Below are 16,595 nucleotides of genomic sequence, written 5' to 3' on the forward strand. Positions count from 1 at the left end.
CCCAACCCGCAGCGTAGGGCCGTCTCACGTAGGGCGGAAGACGCAGCATTTGCACTTTATCCCTGCACCAGACGCCATACCGCGCCGCCGCCGTGCTACCGTCCCGCCATGTCCCGCCCCGACCTCAATCTGCTGCTGACCCTGGACGTCCTGCTGGCCGAAGGCAACGTCGCCCGGGCGGCGCGCCGTCTGCACCTGAGCCCGTCGGCCATGAGCCGGGCGCTGGCCCGCCTGCGTGAAACCACCGGCGATCCCCTGCTGGTGCGGGCCGGCCGCGGCCTGGTGCCCACGCCCCGTGCCATCGAACTGCGCGATCACGTCGCCCAGCTGGTGCAGGACGCCCGTGCCGTGCTGCGCCCCGCCGAGCTGCTGGACCCGGCGCGGCTGGCGCGCACCTTCACGCTGCGCACCAGCGACGGCTTCGTGGAAAATTTCGGCGCGGCCCTGATCGCGCTGGCCGGCCGCGAGGCGCCCGGCGTCACACTGCGCTTCGTCGCCAAGACCGACAAGAACAGCGCCCCGCTGCGCGACGGCAGCGTAGACCTGGAAACCGGCGTCATCGGCTCGGGCAGCAGCCCCGAGATCCGCACCCGCGCCCTGTTTCGCGACCGCTTCATCGGCGCAGTGCGCGCCGGCCATCCGCTGGCCAAGGGCAAGATCACACCGGCCCGCTACGCGGCCGGCCAGCACGTGCTGGTGTCGCGGCGCGGGCTGGACAAAGGCCCCATCGACGAGGCCTTGGCCGCCTTGGGCCTGACCCGTCAGGTCGCCACCATCGTGGCTGGCTTTTCCGATGCGCTGACCCTGGCGCGCGGCACCGACCTGATCGCCAGCGTGCCCGAACGCCACACCGGCAATCTGCGCGCCGGCATGCACAGCTTTGCGCTGCCCGTCGGCACGCCGGAAATCACCGTATCCATGCTGTGGCATCCGCGCATGGACGCCGACCCCGGCCACCGCTGGTTAAGGGAGAGCGTGCGGCAGGTGTGCTCGGGTTAGCGCCGCCCCGCGCCCGCTCGCTAGGCCCGCAGCCGGGCCCGTTCCGGCCACATCCAGGACTGCTCGCGGAATTCCTGCGGCGGCATGTCGTAGGCGCGCCGAAACGCGCGGGTAAAGTCCGACGCGCTGCCGAACCCCAGCCCATAGGCGACTTCCATCACGGTCAGATGCGGATACCGCACCAGCTCCTCGGCCGCCAGCCGCAGCCGCAGCAGACGGATATACGCGCCCAGTCCGCCCTCGTGCTGGAACAGCCGGTACACCGTCGGGCGCGGCAGCCGCAGCGCCTGCACCACGGATTCCGGCGTCAGCTCCGCCTGGTGCAGGTTGGCCTGGATGTAGCGGCGCACTTCGCCGAACATCGCTGCCCGCACCGCCGCCCGGGCATTGCCCGCCAGCCCGGCCTCTTTGCCGAAGGCGGCCAACAGCAGGCGCACGCAGTCGGTGATGCCGGCCTGGACCTGCGCCGCGCTCAGGCTGCACACCGACTGCCCCAGCGCGGCCGCCTGGCTGATCGCCAGGCGGGTCAGCGGCATCGTGTCGCGCAGCATCCGGCCGTGAATAGCCTGCGGGTCCGGAAACACTTCCTGCACCAGGCCCGCCGGCACGAAGAAGGTCAGCATGCGGCAGGCATGGCGCAGCATCCGCACCGGCTGGCCCAGGTCCACCGCCAGCACCCGCGCCGCGCCGCCCTCGTCCCCCGCGCGCGGTCCATTGCGCACCGACACCCCGTCCACGCCCCCTTCCAGGAACACATGGAACGCGAAGTCGCGGATGTTGTCCCGGGAAATGCGCACCAGCGACCGTTCCAGCCGCATCGCGTCGGAACGGCAGTCGGTGAACATCAGTTGGCCGACGCGGTAACGGTCGATCGAGGCGTTGAAGGGTTGCTGCAGCGCATCAAGGCTTGGCAGCACGTCCACCACGTGCCCGACCTGGTCGCGCCAGGCCAGCAAACGGCGTTCGGGGGCCTGCGCCGCGACATCGAAATGATGATGGGCGATATCGGGCGGAAGCGGCGGCGTCGAGCCGGCCAGGTAAGCATTCGGATTCACGCTTGGAGATCGCTGCGCGGATGGCTGCAGGCTGAGCTGTCCAGAGCATAACAAAAAGTAAATACCAGGCAAAAAGACCGAAACTGAGACGCACGGTATAGCCGTGCGACCGACAGTATCTAAGCTGGCTGCGAGATCCCGCAGCAGTATGCGGACTCGGGCCGAAGTACCGCAAGCAGGCGGGGCGCAGCGATCAGGTTTCTCGCGCTGCGCCGCACAGCTATTTCGCGCATTCCCCCTCCCCGGGGAATGCGCTTTTTTTGTCATTGCGCGCCAGCGCAGGAGAGGCTTCGCGAAACAGCTACCATAGCGCTTTTGCCCGTTTACGCTGCGCCGCCACATCCATGCCCACCCTGGTATTCCGCTCGCCCCGCCCCGCCGACACCGACCGCTGCTTCCAGATCGAAACCACGGCCTACGAAGGCGACGAGGCCGCCACCCACGCCAAGATCGCCACCCGCATCGCGCAATATCCCCAAGGGTTCCTGCTGCTGGAAGCGGACGGCGGCATCGTCGGTTTCATCAACAGCGGCTGCGCCCACGATGTGACCATGTCGGACGAGGCCTTCAAGGAGCTCGTCGGCCACGACCCGGACGCGCCCAACGTGGTGATCATGTCCGTGGTCGTGGACCCGGCCCACCAGGGCAAGGGCTATTCCAGCCTGCTGATGCGCAAGTTTGTCGACAATGCCCGGCAGTTGGGCAAGCAGACCATCCACCTGATGTGCAAGGAGCGCCACGTCGCGCTCTACCGCAAGCTGGGCTACCGCTACGTGCGGCCTTCGCCGTCCGATCACGGCGGTATGTCGTGGCATGAAATGGTGATGGACCTGTAGCGGCGCCTCTGCCGGGCCGCCAGGCGCTGTGCGCCGCGGCCCGACGACACTGCGCCATCCCGCCGTCAGTCCAGCTGGATCTTCGCGCTGTCGATGATTTCCTTCCAGCGTTTGGTCTCTTCACCGGACAGCTTGGCCAGGTCTTCGCTGGTGCCGGGGAACGGCACCGCGCCCTGGTCGGCTAGTTGCCCCACCAGCGCCTTGTCGTTGGCAATCGCGATCACCGTGTCCTGCAGCTTGCGGATCACCAGTGGATCCGTGCCCGCCGGCGCCATCACCCCGTACCACGACTCGACCACCGCGTCCTTCACGCCCGCCTCGGCCAGCGTCGGCACGTCCTTGATGGACGCGCTGCGCTTGTCGCTGGCCACCGCCAGCACCCGCACCTGCCCCGACTTCACGTAAGGCAACACATTGGGCAGGTTCGCGAACAGTACCTGCACCTGGCCCGACAGCAGGTCCGACGTTGCCGGCCCTGCCCCGCGGTAAGGCACATGCTCGAACTTGGCGCCCGAGCGGAACATGAACAGCTCGCCGGTCAGGTGATTGACCGAGCCCATGCCCGCCGACGCCATGTTCAGCTTGCCGGGATTGGCACGGCCATACGCCACCAACTCGTCCACCGTCTTGGCCGGCGCGTCCTTGGACACCGCCAGCACATTGGGCACCGTCGAGAACAACGCCACCGGCGCGAAATCCTTGTCGGCGTTGTACGGCAGGTTCTTGGACAGCAGCGGCAGGATCGACTGCTGGCCCATCGTCGCCAGCAACAGCGTGTAGCCATCGGGCGCCGCCTTCGCCACGAAATTGGCCCCGATGCTGCCGCCCCCGCCCGGCTTGTTCTCCACGATCACCGTCTGGCCCAGCGCTTCGGACATGTGGTTGGCCAGCAGCCGCCCCATCAGGTTCACCGTGCCGCCCGGCGCGAACGGCACCACCAGCGTGATCGGTTTGCTGGGATAGGCCGCCGGGGCCGCCTGGGCGCCCAGGCTGATCCCCCATGCCGCGGCCAGCGCCACGGCGAACTTCGGCAATGCATTGACCATGATTGATATTCCCCTTGCTTGATGTGATTTATACGGCGGCGCAGGATGCCGCGCCGTGTGCCGTGGTTCTTGCGTCTGTCGGGTTGAACGGTTACGGGTGGCGCCGCCTTATGCCGTGGCCACGCCGGCTTCAGATGCCGCCAACGCGGCAGCCTGGCGCTGCAGCGCCTCGCGCGCATCCGCCGCCCGCTGCAGCGCCGCGTCGATCGCCGCCTGCTGCACGGCCAGCCGCGCGCGCTGCTCGCCGATATGCGCCCGCACCAATTGCGGGGCCGGCCCGCCCTGCGACTGGCGCGCGGCCACGTTGCGCACCGGGTCCAGACAAGCGGCGATGTCCGCCTCGTCCAGCGTCACCGGACGGCCCAATTGCCCAGCCGCCGCCGACGTGATCATCGCCGGCGTGATCGCGCGCGCCGGCAAGCCTTGCTCGAGCGCCTGCCGCACCACCGCGCCAATGATGTGGTGCGCATCGCGGAACGACGCGTCCGCCCGTCGCACCAGCAGATCCGCCAGGTCCGTCACGGTCGAAAAGTCGTCCGCCGCGCGCGACGCCATGCGTTCGCGATTGGGCGCCACCTGCTCCACCAGCAGCTGCATCAGTTCCAGCGCCTTCAGCGCTTCCTCGCAGGACTCCCAGCAGGTACGGGTGCTTTCGCGGCTGCTGTCGCCGGAATGCGTGAAGTGGGTCGACTTCACCGTCGACAGCGCGGCCGCCGTCAGCCCGATCAGGTGCCCCGTCTTGCCGCGCAGGTACTCCAGCACCGCCGGATTCTTCTTCTGCGGCATGATGCTGGACGTGCTGGCGATGCTGTCCGGAAACGACAGATAGCCGAATTCCGGCGTCGACCAGATATAGAAGTCCTGCACCATGCGGCTGCAGGTGATCATCATGATCGACAGCGTTGCGCTCAGTTCCAAGGCGAAATCCCGCGACGCCACGCTGTCCAGCGCATTGGCCAGCGGACCGCTGAAGCCCAGCAGCGCGCTGGTGGCGCCGCGGTCGATCGGAAACGACGTGCCGGCCAGCGCGCAGGCGCCCAGCGGCGAGGCGTCAGCGGTTTCCAGCGCATGCGCCAGCCGGCCGATATCCCGCGACCAGGCATCCGCCAGCGCCGACAGGTAATAGCCATAGGTAATCGGCTGCGCCGCCTGCATGTGGGTGTAGCCCGGCATCACACAGTCCGCGTAGCGCTCGGCCTGCGCCAGCGCCGCTTGCGACACGCCGATCAACGCGGTACCGATGCGGGCCGCGAAATCGCGCGCCCGCATCCGGTCGATCGTGGCGCCGATGTCATTGCGGCTGCGGGCCGTATGCAACCGCCCGCCCAATTCCTGCCCCACCGCCTTGATCAGGTGGGCCTCGTAGTTGAAATAGGCCTCTTCACGCGCCGCGTCCAGCTCCACCGCGTGGGGCCCGTCCGCCTGCATCGCCAGCAAGGCCTGCGCCAGGCGCTGCGACGCTGCGTGGTCCAGGATGCCCTGCTCGCGCAGCATCAGCAGATGCGCCAGGTTGACCTGGGTCAACATCTCGAAATTGGCGAAAAACTCCCGGTTCAAGCGCGGAAGAAAAAGATGCTGGAGCACCTGGGGGGCCAGGGGTTGCTTCAAGCGGGTGCTGACTTTGGATTCCATATCGGTCCGGTGCGAAACAAGGAAAACCGTAGTCTCTCGCTCGGCCAATTCATACGTCAAATCAGATTCTTACGACTTCTCATACAAAATTGATATGATTAGACACGCCAGCCGCCGTGCCGCCAGGCCGCTTTGCTGGCCGCCCGTTCCCGCCCTGCCCGCCTAGGGATTTACCGCATGAACTTCAAGCAAGTCGAAGCCTTCCGCGCCGTCATGATGACGCGCTCGATGACCACCGCCGCCGGCCTGCTGCATACCTCGCAGCCCAACGTCAGCCGCTGGATCGCGCTGCTGGAAAAGACCCTGGGCTTCGGCCTGTTCCAGCGGGTGGGCACGCGCATCATCCCCACGCCCGAAGCCGAAGCCTTCTACGCCGACGTCGAACGCGCCTTCATCGGCCTGGAATCCCTGAACGACAGCGCCAGCTCCATCCGCCGGCGCGGCACCGGGCTGCTGCGGGTCGGCGCGGTCGGCTCCATCACCCAATGCGTCCTGCCCGACGCCATCCGCCTGTTTCGCCGCAAGTTCTCGGACATCCCCGTCGTGGTCAACACCGGCGGCTCGGACGTCGTCGCCAAATGGCTCGCCACCGGCGTCTGCGATATCGGTTTCTGTTCCCTGCACACCGACCTGCCCGGCCTGCATTACGAACGCATCAACACCGCTCACGGCGCGGGCATCGTGCCCGCCGCACATCCGCTGGCCGCCAGGGCGCGGCTCACGCCCGCCGATTTCCACGACGAGAACTTCATCTCGCTGCCCGCCGGCAGTTTCAACCGCGCCGCCATTGACCGCTATTTTCCCGACGACGCCCGCATCCTGTCGATCGAAACGCCCTACGCCACCACCATCTGCACCATGGTCAGCAAGGGGCTGGGCATCTCCATCGTCAATCCCGTCGTACCGCGCGCGCTGGGCATCCCGGACCTGCGCGAGATTCCGTTTTCAGAAAAGGTCGAATTCCACAGTTACGCGGTCACGTCCGACCACTACCCGGTCAACACGCTGGCCCGGCGCATGGCCGAGTGCGTGCGGGAAACCTTCACCGCGCTGGATATGCCGGCGTACTGACCACCGTCCGTCAACGTGACCGTGAGGTTCAGCGCATCACCGTGCCGCTGGAACGCGCCTGGGAAACCAACGACGGCGCGCTCGCGCGCAGCTGGGCGCTGGCCGGCCGCGGCATCGCCCGCAAGACCATCTGGGACGCCGCCGAAGACCTGCGCGCCGGCCGCCTGCAAGTCCTGCTGCCCGACTACAGCGTGGCCGAAGCCGGCGTGCACGCCGTCTTTCAAGGCACCCGCTACATGGCGCCCCGCGTGCGTCGATTGCTGGACTTCCTGATCGAGCGTTTCGACCATGCCAGCGAAGAACTACTGCCTGGCAGCCCGCCGCGTCTGCCCTAGGCGTCTTTACCCAGCACACGCGACAGCACCCGGCTGGCGTTGGCCGAACAATCCAGATCGTCCGGCCTGGCCTCGATGTCCTCGATGTCCTCGATCACCGCCGCCAGTTGCGCCTTGTTGTTGGCCAGCTTCGCCTGCAACGCCTCGATCTCGGCGACCTTGCGACGCAGCGCCGCCAACAGCGCGCCTTGATCCCAGTCGCCCTGCCCGGACGGCAGCAACGGCCGGATCTCATCCAGACTGAAACCGGCCTGCTGCGCGGTCGTGATCAGCGCCAGCGCCAGCGCCGCCTCGGGCGGGTAGACGCGATAGCCATTGGCGCCCCGGGCCGCCATCTTCAGCAGGCCGCGGCTTTCATAGAAGCGGATACGCGACGCGGCCAGTCCGGTGCGCTTGGCCAATTCTCCGATATTCAACGTTTTCCCCTTTTGCCGCCGCACCCGCAAAAAGCGCGCGCCAGCGCTTGACCTTCAATCTAACTTGAAGGTTAAGGTCTGGCAATCCCTGACTCCGTAAGCACATCATGTCCCTGTTCTCGCCCCTTACCCTGCCTTCGGGCAGCGTCATCCCGAACCGCATCGCCAAAGCCGCCATGGAAGAAAACATGGCCGATGACAATCACGCCCCCTCCGCCGCGCTGATCCGCCTGTACCGTTCCTGGGCAGAGGGCGAGGCCGGCCTCATCATCACCGGCAACGTCATGATCGATGCCCGCGCCATGACCGGCCCCGGCGGCGTCGTGCTGGAAAACGACCGTCATCTGGACCGCTTCAAGGCTTGGTCGGACGCCGCGCGTTCACACGGCGCACAAGCCTGGATGCAGATCAACCACCCCGGCCGCCAGATGCCCGCCGCCCTCGGCCAGGAAACCCTGGCGCCGTCCGCGGTCGCCCTGGACCTGGGCGCGCAATCCAAAAGGTTCGGCGTCCCGCGTGAAATGACAGCCGCCGACATCGCCGACGTCGAACACCGCTACGCCGCCACCGCCGCGCTTGCCGAGCGCGCCGGATTCACGGGCGTGCAGATCCATGCCGCGCACGGTTATCTGATCAGCCAGTTCCTGTCGCCGTTATCGAACCGCCGCCAGGATCGCTGGGGCGGCAGCCTGGAAAATCGTGCCCGCCTGCTGCTGGACACCGTGCGGCGCGTGCGCGCCGCCGTCAGCCCGGGCTTTGCCATTGCCGTCAAACTCAACTCGGCCGATTTCCAGCGCGGCGGCTTCTCGCCGGAAGACGCCCGCCACGTGATCGAGATGCTGGCGCCGCTGGGTGTGGACCTGGTCGAGTTGTCCGGCGGTAGCTACGAAGCCCCCGCCATGATGGGCGCCGCGCGAGACGAACGCACCCTGGCGCGCGAGGCCTATTTCCTGGATTTCGCCCGCGACATCGCCGCGGTCGCCACCATGCCCCTGATGGTCACCGGCGGCATCCGGCGCCGCGCCGTCGCGGACCAGGTGATCGACAGCGGCATCGCCATGGCCGGCATCGCCACCGCCTTGGCCATCGAACCGGACCTGCCTCGCCGCTGGCGCCAGGGACAAGCCAGCGCGCCCCAACTCAAGCCCATCCACTGGAAAGACAAGGTGCTGGCCACCGCCGCGCACATGGCGGCCGTGAAATACCAACTGACCCGCCTCAGCCGCCAACGCCGTCCCGCGCCCGGCGTGTCACCCGTCTGGGCGCTGGTCGTGTCGCAAGCCGGCGCCCAGCGCCGGACCTGCCGGTATCGCCGCTGGATGCAAGCGCGCGCGGACAGCGCCAGGGCGTAGGTATGCGGGGCGTACAAGCCTTACCGGCCAAACCAGCCCCGCCCGATCGGCCTTTCAGACATCGAAAAAACCACCCGCAACCAGAACCCGGCCACCGATGCCAGCAGCGCCTGCCCGACAGCATGTCCCTCTGTCATCGTCACATCCGCCCCCGACACATGGCGCAGCACCGCCTGCACCGGCTCAACTCGGCACCCATTTAGCATCCCCGCGGATGAGCCGCCAAGCGCAGGGCGGGCCTGCCTGCCGAAGGGCGAGCTCGACCATGACTCCGCCCCGCCTTCGCTAAACTTTTCCTCCCCAAGCCGGATATGTTGTCGAGGATGGCAAAAAAAGTCGATGCAGGTCCTCTTTGTCTATACATATCAGGAGATATCCATGACGCTAATCGCTGCCCAACAGGGCGCGGAATCCGCCCAGGCGCTTGAACAGGGCGCGGCGAGCAAGGTCGAGAAAAAAAAACCCCGCCGTGACGTCGAATGGTCGGTGACGCACAAGATGCGCCTGCCCCACAAGGTCGGCATGCCGCTGGGTTCTGGCGGCAGCGGCGACGACTCCGGCAGCGGCGGCGCCCCTTGAGCTGCGGCACGCCGCAGGCCCTGTTGTCCGCGTTGCCCGATCCCTCGCCCGCCCGGCGGCAGTAAGGGATTTTTTACTCTCTTTCCCGTATTCATGGTTTCACAGACCGACGCCGCAACGCCGCTCGGCCACCTCGCGCCGCTTCCGGCAACGCCAATGTGCCCGGCGGTCACGGGCACGGCCATCTTGACCGGCCGCCGCCTGCGCATCCGCCATGCTGATGGCGAGCTCTCCGTCACCGCGCCGCCCGCCTTCTTGCGCGCGGCGCTGGATCTCTGCGATGGCACGCGCCCTGTCGCTGCCATCTTGTCGGCATTGCCTACCGCGATCAATCCCGAGCGCTTCGCGGCCTTTCTGGCGGATCTGCTTGCGGCAGGGGCCTTGGTGGACGGCAACCTGTTGACGGCGCATGCATTGCAGTACGCCTCCCAGGCCGCCCCTCACGGCCGCTCCGCACCACCGCTGGACACCGACCGTCTCAGCCGCCGCCCGCGCTGGCCAGACGCAACGTCCACCACTGACGCTCTGAGTATCGACACCGTCGACGCAGCCGCCTGGATGGCGCCCCTGACGCACCGGATTTCCTGCTATGTCTTCGCGAATACCGCCATGCCAGCCGGCAGTCTCACGGGCTTGTTATGGGCGCTGTGCGGCATTGTACGTACCGCCCACGAGCGCCTTGGCGCCGATATCGCCCGCCGGACCATTGCATCCGCAGGCGCCCTGCATCAGGTCCAGCCTTACGTAGCGTTGCGGCGTCCTGTCGACGGCCATGCGCCGGGCATCTACCGCGTGCACTACCCCGGCCCGCGCCAGGTGGCTCTGGAGCGCGTCGGCGACGTCTCCCTGCTGGTACGCGCCTTCGTTCAGCCCTGGCATGTGCAGACGGCCACAGGCGCCATTTTCCTGGCGGGTGATATCGCGTTGGCAGCGACCCGCTACCGCAACCGCGCGGTGCAGTACCTGTACACCGAAGCCGGCGCCGCGCTGCATAACGGCGCGTTGGCCGCCACTGCACTTGGCCTGGGCTATGCCACGCTGGGCTGCTACGACGAAGCGGCCGTGCAGGCGCTCTGCGGCACGGGGCCACAACTGATACTGGGATCGGCGGTGTTCGGCCCATCGACGGATGCGCCCGTTCCGGCCGGGTCCGGCCCGGAACTGGAATTTTCGTGGATCGACACGAGCCTGCTGGACAACGGCGCCCCGCAGGCCGCGGCCCCCCCACTGTATCTGGCCCGCGCCCAGCAGCGGCGCAACGCGCCCGACGGCGACTATTCCTGGGGTGCAAGCCAGGACCCAGACACGGCCTATCGCAAAGCCAGCGCCGAAGTCATCGAGCGCCTGGCCTGGAACACGCCAGACGCGCCGGCCGAGGGCTGCGCCAACGACCTGCCAGGCACCCTGGACCCGTCCGCCTTCATCCGGTATCGCACGGCGCAATATCGCCGGCCAGGCTTCCCTTTTCGGCCGTTTTCCGCGACCCAACGCTATCACTGGACTCGTGCCGTCCACAGCGACGATGGCCGCTCCGCCTGGATTCCCGCAGATCTGGTCTACGCGCGGCCCTCGCTGGTCCGCGCTGGTCTTGCGCTCGTCCCGCCTCTGACGTACGCCACCACTTCGGGCTGTGCAGCCGGCGCCACACCGCCCGAAGCCATCGAACGCGCCCTGGGCGAACTGATCGAACGCGATGCGTTCATGCGCCACTGGCTCAGCCAGCACCCCGGCACACCCTTGGCCGACACCAGTTTGCCTGCCGATATCCAGGCACGCCTGCAACGCCTGCGCGCGCTGCCCAGCGAGATCAGCATTCAACGGCTGGACTCGCAGTGGGCGCACGTCTTCATCGTCTGGGCGCGCGATGACACCCGCTGCTTCACGACCCTGGGCGCCGCGGCAGGCAACGATCCGCACGCAACCCTGGCACACGCCCTGGCAGAACTGGAATCGCGCGTGCTGGCCTGGCGCCATGGCCCTGTCCCGATGATCAGCCACCCCGCCGCGGTGCGCACCCCGGCCGACCATTTCGAACTGTATGGCGTCAGGCGCTACTACCGGCGGGCCGATACGCTGTTCCAAGCCCATGCTGCCGCCATCGATTGGCGCGACCTGGCGCAGCGGCCCCTGCGCGGCGCGCTGGTGCACCGGCTGGCCGCGGCCGGCATGGCGCCCGTCATCGTCGACCTCACTACCACGCAGTGCGTGCTGGACCACGGCACGCGCCCGCTGCACGTGGTCAAGGCATTTGTGCCATCCCTGGTGCCCCTGTCTTTCGGCGTGGGCCTGGAGCCCCTGGGCATGCTCGCCCAGGTGCATCGCCACGCGAAATTTCCCCACCCATTTCCTTGACGACTCCCCACATGCTGACGGAAGCCCCCATCACCGCAGAAGACCTGCGCGCCCATGATCCCGCCAGGGTGTGCCCGATGCTGGCCGGTCCCGCGCTGATCGATGGCGACACGCTCACCGTACGCCAAGCCCACGGCGACATCGCCATTCGCGCCGACCGCGCGTTGCTGCGCCGGGCCTTCGCCTTGTGCGACGGCACCCGCTCCATCACGGAACTGCTGGACAGCGTCGCGCACCGCGACACGCGCGAGCGGCTCGGCCGGTTCATCCCCTTTCTGCTGGACAGCGGCGCCCTGGTGGACGCCGGGAGCTATCTGCTGGCCAATATGGGGTTTGCCTGGGGCAGTAGTCCCTATGGCCAGCCTGCACCCGACAACCTGTCCGAACGCATCGGCCAGCGGTTTGCAGGATCCGCCACTTCGCCAGCGAACAACGCCACGGCACCGGCCGGCTCGGTCCGCGCCCCCGCGCAAACCCTCGCAGCGGCGTGCCGTCCCTCTCTGCAACGCACCATCGCCCGCCTCCAGGACGACACCCTGCAAACGGCCCTGGCCACCCGCCGTTCGACCTATACCTACGGTGATGCCCCCGTGCCGCAAGAGGCGCTGGACGCGTTGGCCTGGTCGTTGACGGGCATTGTCTGCAACGACCGCGAGCGCGCGGGCCATCTCCTGCCCCGCCGCACCACGCCTTCGGCGGGCGCCATGCACCTGACCGAGGTCTACCTCGCGCTGCAGCGCCCCACTTGCGGCGCGCCTGGACAAACCCTGGCGCCCGGCCTCTACCGTGTCCGCTATCCCGACGCCTATCTCCTGCAATACGAATTGATCGCCCCGTCGCTGGCGACCCTGCCACGCGCCATCGCCAAGCCCTGGCTGCTGGAATCAGCCGCGGGCATGATCTTCCTGGCGGCCGACGCGCAACTGGCCGCGCTGCGCTACCGCAACCGCGCCGTGCAATACCTGTACACCGAAGCCGGCATGGCTCTGCAGAACGGCGCCCTGGCCGCCAGTCACCAGGGCCTGGGCTTCGTGGCGTTTGGCAGCTACTACGAGGCTATCGTGCGCAGCCTGTGCCGCACGCCGAGCCATCTGATCCTGGGTTCGGCGATCTTCGGCACCCTGCCCACCGCCAGCCAGCTGGCGCGGACCGACGCCGCGCCTGTCATGGATTTCACGTGGGCCGATGCCCCTTCCGACCAATACACCCTGCCCTACTATGTTGGCCGCGCCAAACTCCGGCACGGTCCGATCGACCGCCCCACTTGGGGCCGCGACACCGATCCTGTGCTGGCTTGCCGGAAGGCCGTCGCCGAGACCATCGAACGCCAAGGCTACTGCGAACCCCGCAACCTGCGGCAAGCCGCCTACGCCGACCTGACCGATGCCCTGCATCCGCACCACGTCGCGCGCTTCACCCCACAGCAGTACCGTCGCAAAGGCTTTCCTTGCGTGCCATTCGATGACCACGCCACGCAGCGCTGGGCCGACGCCGAACGCATCACCGACGGCCGGCGTATCGCCGTACTGGCCGATCTGGTCTACTCGGCCGAATCGCTGCGCAACCGCCATGGGCAAAGCGCGTTCTACTGGTACAGCAATTCCTCGGGCTGCGCCGCCGGCACCACCCAGGCCGACGCCCGCCTGGCAGGCACGCTGGAGCTGATCGAACGCGATGGCTTCATGCGCCATTGGCTCGCCCAGCAGCCCGGCACGGGCCTGCCGATCGACTCGCTGCCTGGCGCGTTCCAGGCCCGCGTCCGCGCCATCCTCGCCACGGGATTCTCCGTCACGGTCCAGGCCTTGCCATCCCCCTACGCCCAGGTAGCCTTCCTGATGGCGCGCCATGCCGAGCGGCGCGTTGCCTGCGTCAGCGCAGGCGCCGGGCTAGGCCTGCAACGCGCCCTGGAATCGGCCCTGGCCGAACTGGAATCCCGCGTCTTCTCGCTGCTGCATGGAATTGCCATCGGCCGCATCCGCCCAGCCAGCGTCCGCACGCCCGACGACCACTTCGACCTGTACGCCAGCCCCGCCTGGTTTCACCGGGCCGACAACCTGGCCGTCCCCGATACCCATCAACCTTTCGCGCAGATCGAGCGCCACGACCTGCCCGACGCGCAGGCGCTCTACGACGGGCTGGTCGCCCAAGGCATCAGCCCCTTGTTCGTCGACATCACGCCCCGCCAGAACGCACTGGGTTCAGGCGAACGCCTGGCCGTGGCGCGTGCGTTTGCGCCCGGTCTAGTGCCCATGTCATTCGGTAGCGGCATGGAACCGCTCGGCAACGTGGCCAGCCACCATCCCGCGTCGACTTTCCCCCATCCTTTTCCCTGAACGCTTCACCACCAGGAAACCCCATGCACCTGCCCACCGGCGTTGAAGTCCACGACGACTGGTTCACGCCCGACCTGCTCGAGCGCCTGACCCAGGCGTCCAACTGGATGCCCATGTACTTCCTGAACCGCGCCAGCCGGTTCGAAACGCACTCCCTGGACATCCATTGGTACTACCCCGTCGCCGTCACCGAAGAAGCGCTGTTCGGACGCGTCGAAGACCAAATGGACGCACTGGAAGACCCGCTCGATGTGCTGCGCGAAACCTGGGAAATGGTCGCCGCCAAGATCGGCGGCACCCTGGGCTTGTACGAATGCAGCGTCAGCGCCAACACCTTTGGCACCGAAGGCAACCCGCACTTCGACTTTCGCAACCGCACCGTGGCGCCCGCTCACCTCACCGTACTGATCTACTGCAGCCCGCAGTGGGACATCACCTGGGCTGGCGAAACGTTGATCTTCGATGAAAACGGCGAAATCAGCGGCGGCATCATGCCCCGTCCGGGCCGCGTCGCCATCTTGCGCGGCGACCCCCATCACGTCGGCCGGTCCGTCTCGCGAATCTGCCCCAGCGACCGCCGCGTGCTGGTGTTCAAGATGTGGGACGAAGACGCGCTGCGACCGCTGGTCGAGCAGGCCAGGCTCCGGGCGCCGCAGGTCTAAGCCGCTTCCCCAAATATCGACGCCAGCATATGGGGATACACGCCAGGATGAATCATCGGATGGCTGTTCATCTCCAGCAACCAGACCCGGTCTTCCGAGTCGATCACCGCATCCAGCGTAAACACCGAATTGCGCCGCACCGCCGCGTCGATACCGCGGTACAGCAACTGCCCCGCGTAGCTGAACTGCCCGGCAATCTCTGGCGATACCGACCGCCACACATTGCGGTTCGTCACCGTCACCCGGTCGTACGGCGTCATATAGCGGTAGTCCAGCATCACCTCCATACCGGCGGGCAGCACGGAATCCAGATCCACGCCCTGCCACGCCAGAATTTGCACTGACTCGTCCAGATTCAACGCCACATCGAAATTGCCGCGCGGCTGCGCCGCAATCTCGCGCAGGCTGCGCCGGCCATCCCCGGTAATCATCGGCGGCGTCAGCACCTCCAGCGCCACCGGATGGCCATTCCAGAACCACGCCTTGGCACTGCGGCCCCGTATGAACTGCTCATAGAACTCACCTTCGGCCAGCTCCACGTCCGCGTCCAATGGCGCCAACGGCCCGAACGGTCCACGGATACCGACGCCAAACGACCCTACCGCAGGCTTGACGATGTAGTCCGGCGCCAAATGCGCCCCTTCCGTCCAACTGGCCGTTACCCGCAGCCCATTGGCCACCGCATAGTCCTTGAATGCACGCTTGTCGTTGGACAACGCCCATGACTTCACCGCGTACGGCATCCAGCCAATGAAATTTCCATCCGCCGACATGTCGCGGTGGTAGACGATGCGACCTTCTTCTTCCCGGACGAATCGCGGGATCAGCACCACCTTGCGATCGTTCAACTGCAAAGACATCTCGTAGGTTTCGGGCGCCATGCGCATTTCCGCCCCCCGCTCAAGCGCCCATTCACGGATGGGGTACAGGTGTTTGATGGGGCGGAAGAGGTAGTGCATGAGGAATGGCGTGGCCGGAGGGTGCGTGGGCGTCAGGCAATTTGGTGGCCCAAGATCTAACTTCTCCCTTCGGCAAGCAATCGGTTTAGCGGCCCGTCCGCCCGCCTGTATCCGATACGACCCCGGACTGGCCGAAGGATTGCCCCCGTCAATCGGTCGGAAGCTCGGCGAGAAATCATCCGCCCCCGCCGCCGGCCCGGTCGTTCCCATCAACTCCCCGTTCACCACCAGCGACCGGATCGTCTGCCCGTTCTGCACGCGCTGCAAAATCTTGCCGTTGGCATCATTGACCAGCGTCTGGTTCTTGCTGCTGTCCTTGCTATCGACCACGCCGATCAGGTTGCCGTTGACGTCGTACTGGTACGTCGTCTGGCCCGGGTCCAGCGCGGTGCTGGTGCCCGACAGCGTCTTCTCCCGGTAGCCCTCGTAGCGCTCGTGGGTGTAGGTGTACGTGTTGGTGTAGGGCGAGCCGTCATACACCGCCGTCGAGTACTGCGTGACGTTGCCCGCCTGGTCGTAGCCGGAATACGTCGTGGCGTAGCCGCCCGACAGGCCCGCATCGGTCATCTTGACCACCCGCGCCGAATACAGCCGCCCGGCGCCGTCGTAGCCGTCATACGCCGCTGCTCGCCCGCCAGCCCCGACCGGTCAAAGAACGCCTTGCCCAGCGACCCGTCGATGCCGCTGAGCACCACGCGGTCGGCCCCGTCGTAGTAGCGCGCGTCCAGCAGCAGCCCGTCGCGCCGCAGCGTGGTCAGGCGGTTGATCGCGTCGTACGTGTACCGCTCCGTGGTGAAGCCGGCCGCCGTGCCGCCGTCGGCATAGAGGACCTTGTCCCAATACGTGTCCGAGAGGCGGTTGCCGTTGGCGTCGTACGTCAGCTTGTGGCCCTGGGCCGCGTTGATCTCCAGGTTGGCGTTGACCGCCTCGACCGTGGTCTGGCGGTTCATCGCGTCGTAGCCGTACCA

General features: G+C 67.2%; 15 protein-coding genes. 9 read left to right on the forward strand and 6 right to left on the reverse strand.

The features are described 5' to 3' along the window. The first annotated feature begins 108 nt into the window (after positions 1-108). Positions 109-999: a LysR family transcriptional regulator gene (locus A9974_RS22390; protein WP_183006362.1), complete on the forward strand. Its 891-nt coding sequence runs from the start codon at positions 109-111 to the stop codon at positions 997-999. Positions 1,000-1,019: 20 nt separating this feature from the next. On the opposite strand, the gene A9974_RS22395 is transcribed toward A9974_RS22390, so the two are convergent. Further along, positions 1,020-2,054, reverse strand: coding sequence for an AraC family transcriptional regulator (locus tag A9974_RS22395; RefSeq protein ID WP_183006363.1), 1,035 nt, complete (start codon positions 2,052-2,054; stop codon positions 1,020-1,022). 344 nt (positions 2,055-2,398) lie between these two features. On the opposite strand from A9974_RS22395, the gene A9974_RS22400 reads away from it, so the two are divergent. Continuing rightward, positions 2,399-2,890, forward strand: coding sequence for a GNAT family N-acetyltransferase (locus tag A9974_RS22400; protein ID WP_183006364.1), 492 nt, complete (start codon positions 2,399-2,401; stop codon positions 2,888-2,890). A gap of 65 nt (positions 2,891-2,955) precedes the next feature. Here the strand turns inward: A9974_RS22400 and A9974_RS22405 are convergent, their stop codons facing one another. Continuing rightward, entirely contained in the window at positions 2,956-3,936 is a 981-nt protein-coding gene (locus tag A9974_RS22405; RefSeq protein WP_183006365.1) for a tripartite tricarboxylate transporter substrate binding protein, read from the reverse strand. A gap of 108 nt (positions 3,937-4,044) precedes the next feature. After that, positions 4,045-5,568 carry an argininosuccinate lyase gene (gene argH / locus A9974_RS22410; RefSeq protein WP_183006366.1) on the reverse strand — a complete coding sequence of 508 codons (1,524 nt, stop codon included), beginning with the start codon at positions 5,566-5,568 and terminating at the stop codon, positions 4,045-4,047. Positions 5,569-5,745: 177 nt separating this feature from the next. Between argH and A9974_RS22415 the strand changes: the two genes are divergently transcribed. Further along, the gene (locus A9974_RS22415; RefSeq protein ID WP_183006367.1) at positions 5,746-6,639 is read left to right on the forward strand and encodes a LysR substrate-binding domain-containing protein; all 894 of its coding nucleotides are present in this window, start codon (positions 5,746-5,748) and stop codon (positions 6,637-6,639) included. After that, positions 6,594-6,974, forward strand: coding sequence for a LysR substrate-binding domain-containing protein (locus tag A9974_RS22420; protein ID WP_370539671.1), 381 nt, complete (start codon positions 6,594-6,596; stop codon positions 6,972-6,974). Before A9974_RS22415 ends, A9974_RS22420 begins: the two co-directional genes overlap by 46 nt. Here A9974_RS22420 and A9974_RS22425 read toward each other — a convergent pair. Then, a complete protein-coding gene (locus A9974_RS22425; protein WP_183006368.1) occupies positions 6,971-7,390 on the reverse strand; it encodes a MerR family transcriptional regulator in 420 nt (139 codons plus the stop codon). The genes A9974_RS22420 and A9974_RS22425 overlap by 4 nt on opposite strands. 107 nt (positions 7,391-7,497) lie before the next feature. Between A9974_RS22425 and A9974_RS22430 the strand changes: the two genes are divergently transcribed. The 5 genes from A9974_RS22430 to A9974_RS22450 all read left to right on the forward strand — a co-directional run bounded on the left by A9974_RS22430 (position 7,498) and on the right by A9974_RS22450 (position 14,668). Next, positions 7,498-8,742 (forward strand): NADH:flavin oxidoreductase/NADH oxidase family protein, encoded by a 1,245-nt coding sequence (locus A9974_RS22430; protein WP_183006369.1) that lies wholly within the window; start codon positions 7,498-7,500, stop codon positions 8,740-8,742. A gap of 378 nt (positions 8,743-9,120) precedes the next feature. Further along, complete coding sequence (locus A9974_RS22435; protein ID WP_183006370.1) at positions 9,121-9,321, forward strand: hypothetical protein; 201 nt, start codon at positions 9,121-9,123, stop codon at positions 9,319-9,321. 156 nt (positions 9,322-9,477) lie between these two features. Next, complete coding sequence (locus tag A9974_RS22440) at positions 9,478-11,673, forward strand: YcaO-like family protein (RefSeq protein ID WP_183006371.1); 2,196 nt, start codon at positions 9,478-9,480, stop codon at positions 11,671-11,673. An 11-nt stretch (positions 11,674-11,684) separates the two neighbouring features. Continuing rightward, complete coding sequence (locus tag A9974_RS22445; protein ID WP_183006372.1) at positions 11,685-14,006, forward strand: YcaO-like family protein; 2,322 nt, start codon at positions 11,685-11,687, stop codon at positions 14,004-14,006. Between the two features lie 23 nt (positions 14,007-14,029). After that, positions 14,030-14,668, forward strand: coding sequence for a 2OG-Fe(II) oxygenase (locus A9974_RS22450; RefSeq protein ID WP_183006373.1), 639 nt, complete (start codon positions 14,030-14,032; stop codon positions 14,666-14,668). Here the strand turns inward: A9974_RS22450 and A9974_RS22455 are convergent. Then, a complete protein-coding gene (locus A9974_RS22455) occupies positions 14,665-16,194 on the reverse strand; it encodes a hypothetical protein (RefSeq protein ID WP_183006374.1) in 1,530 nt (509 codons plus the stop codon). The two genes, A9974_RS22450 and A9974_RS22455, sit on opposite strands and share 4 nt — an antisense overlap. After that, on the reverse strand, positions 16,191-16,595 hold a 405-nt coding region (locus A9974_RS22460; RefSeq protein WP_183006375.1), incomplete at its 5' end, for a hypothetical protein. The genes A9974_RS22455 and A9974_RS22460, both read right to left, overlap by 4 nt.

The organism is Achromobacter sp. UMC71 (genome assembly GCF_014170305.1).
In the GTDB taxonomy this organism is placed as follows: Bacteria; Pseudomonadota; Gammaproteobacteria; order Burkholderiales; family Burkholderiaceae_B; genus Achromobacter.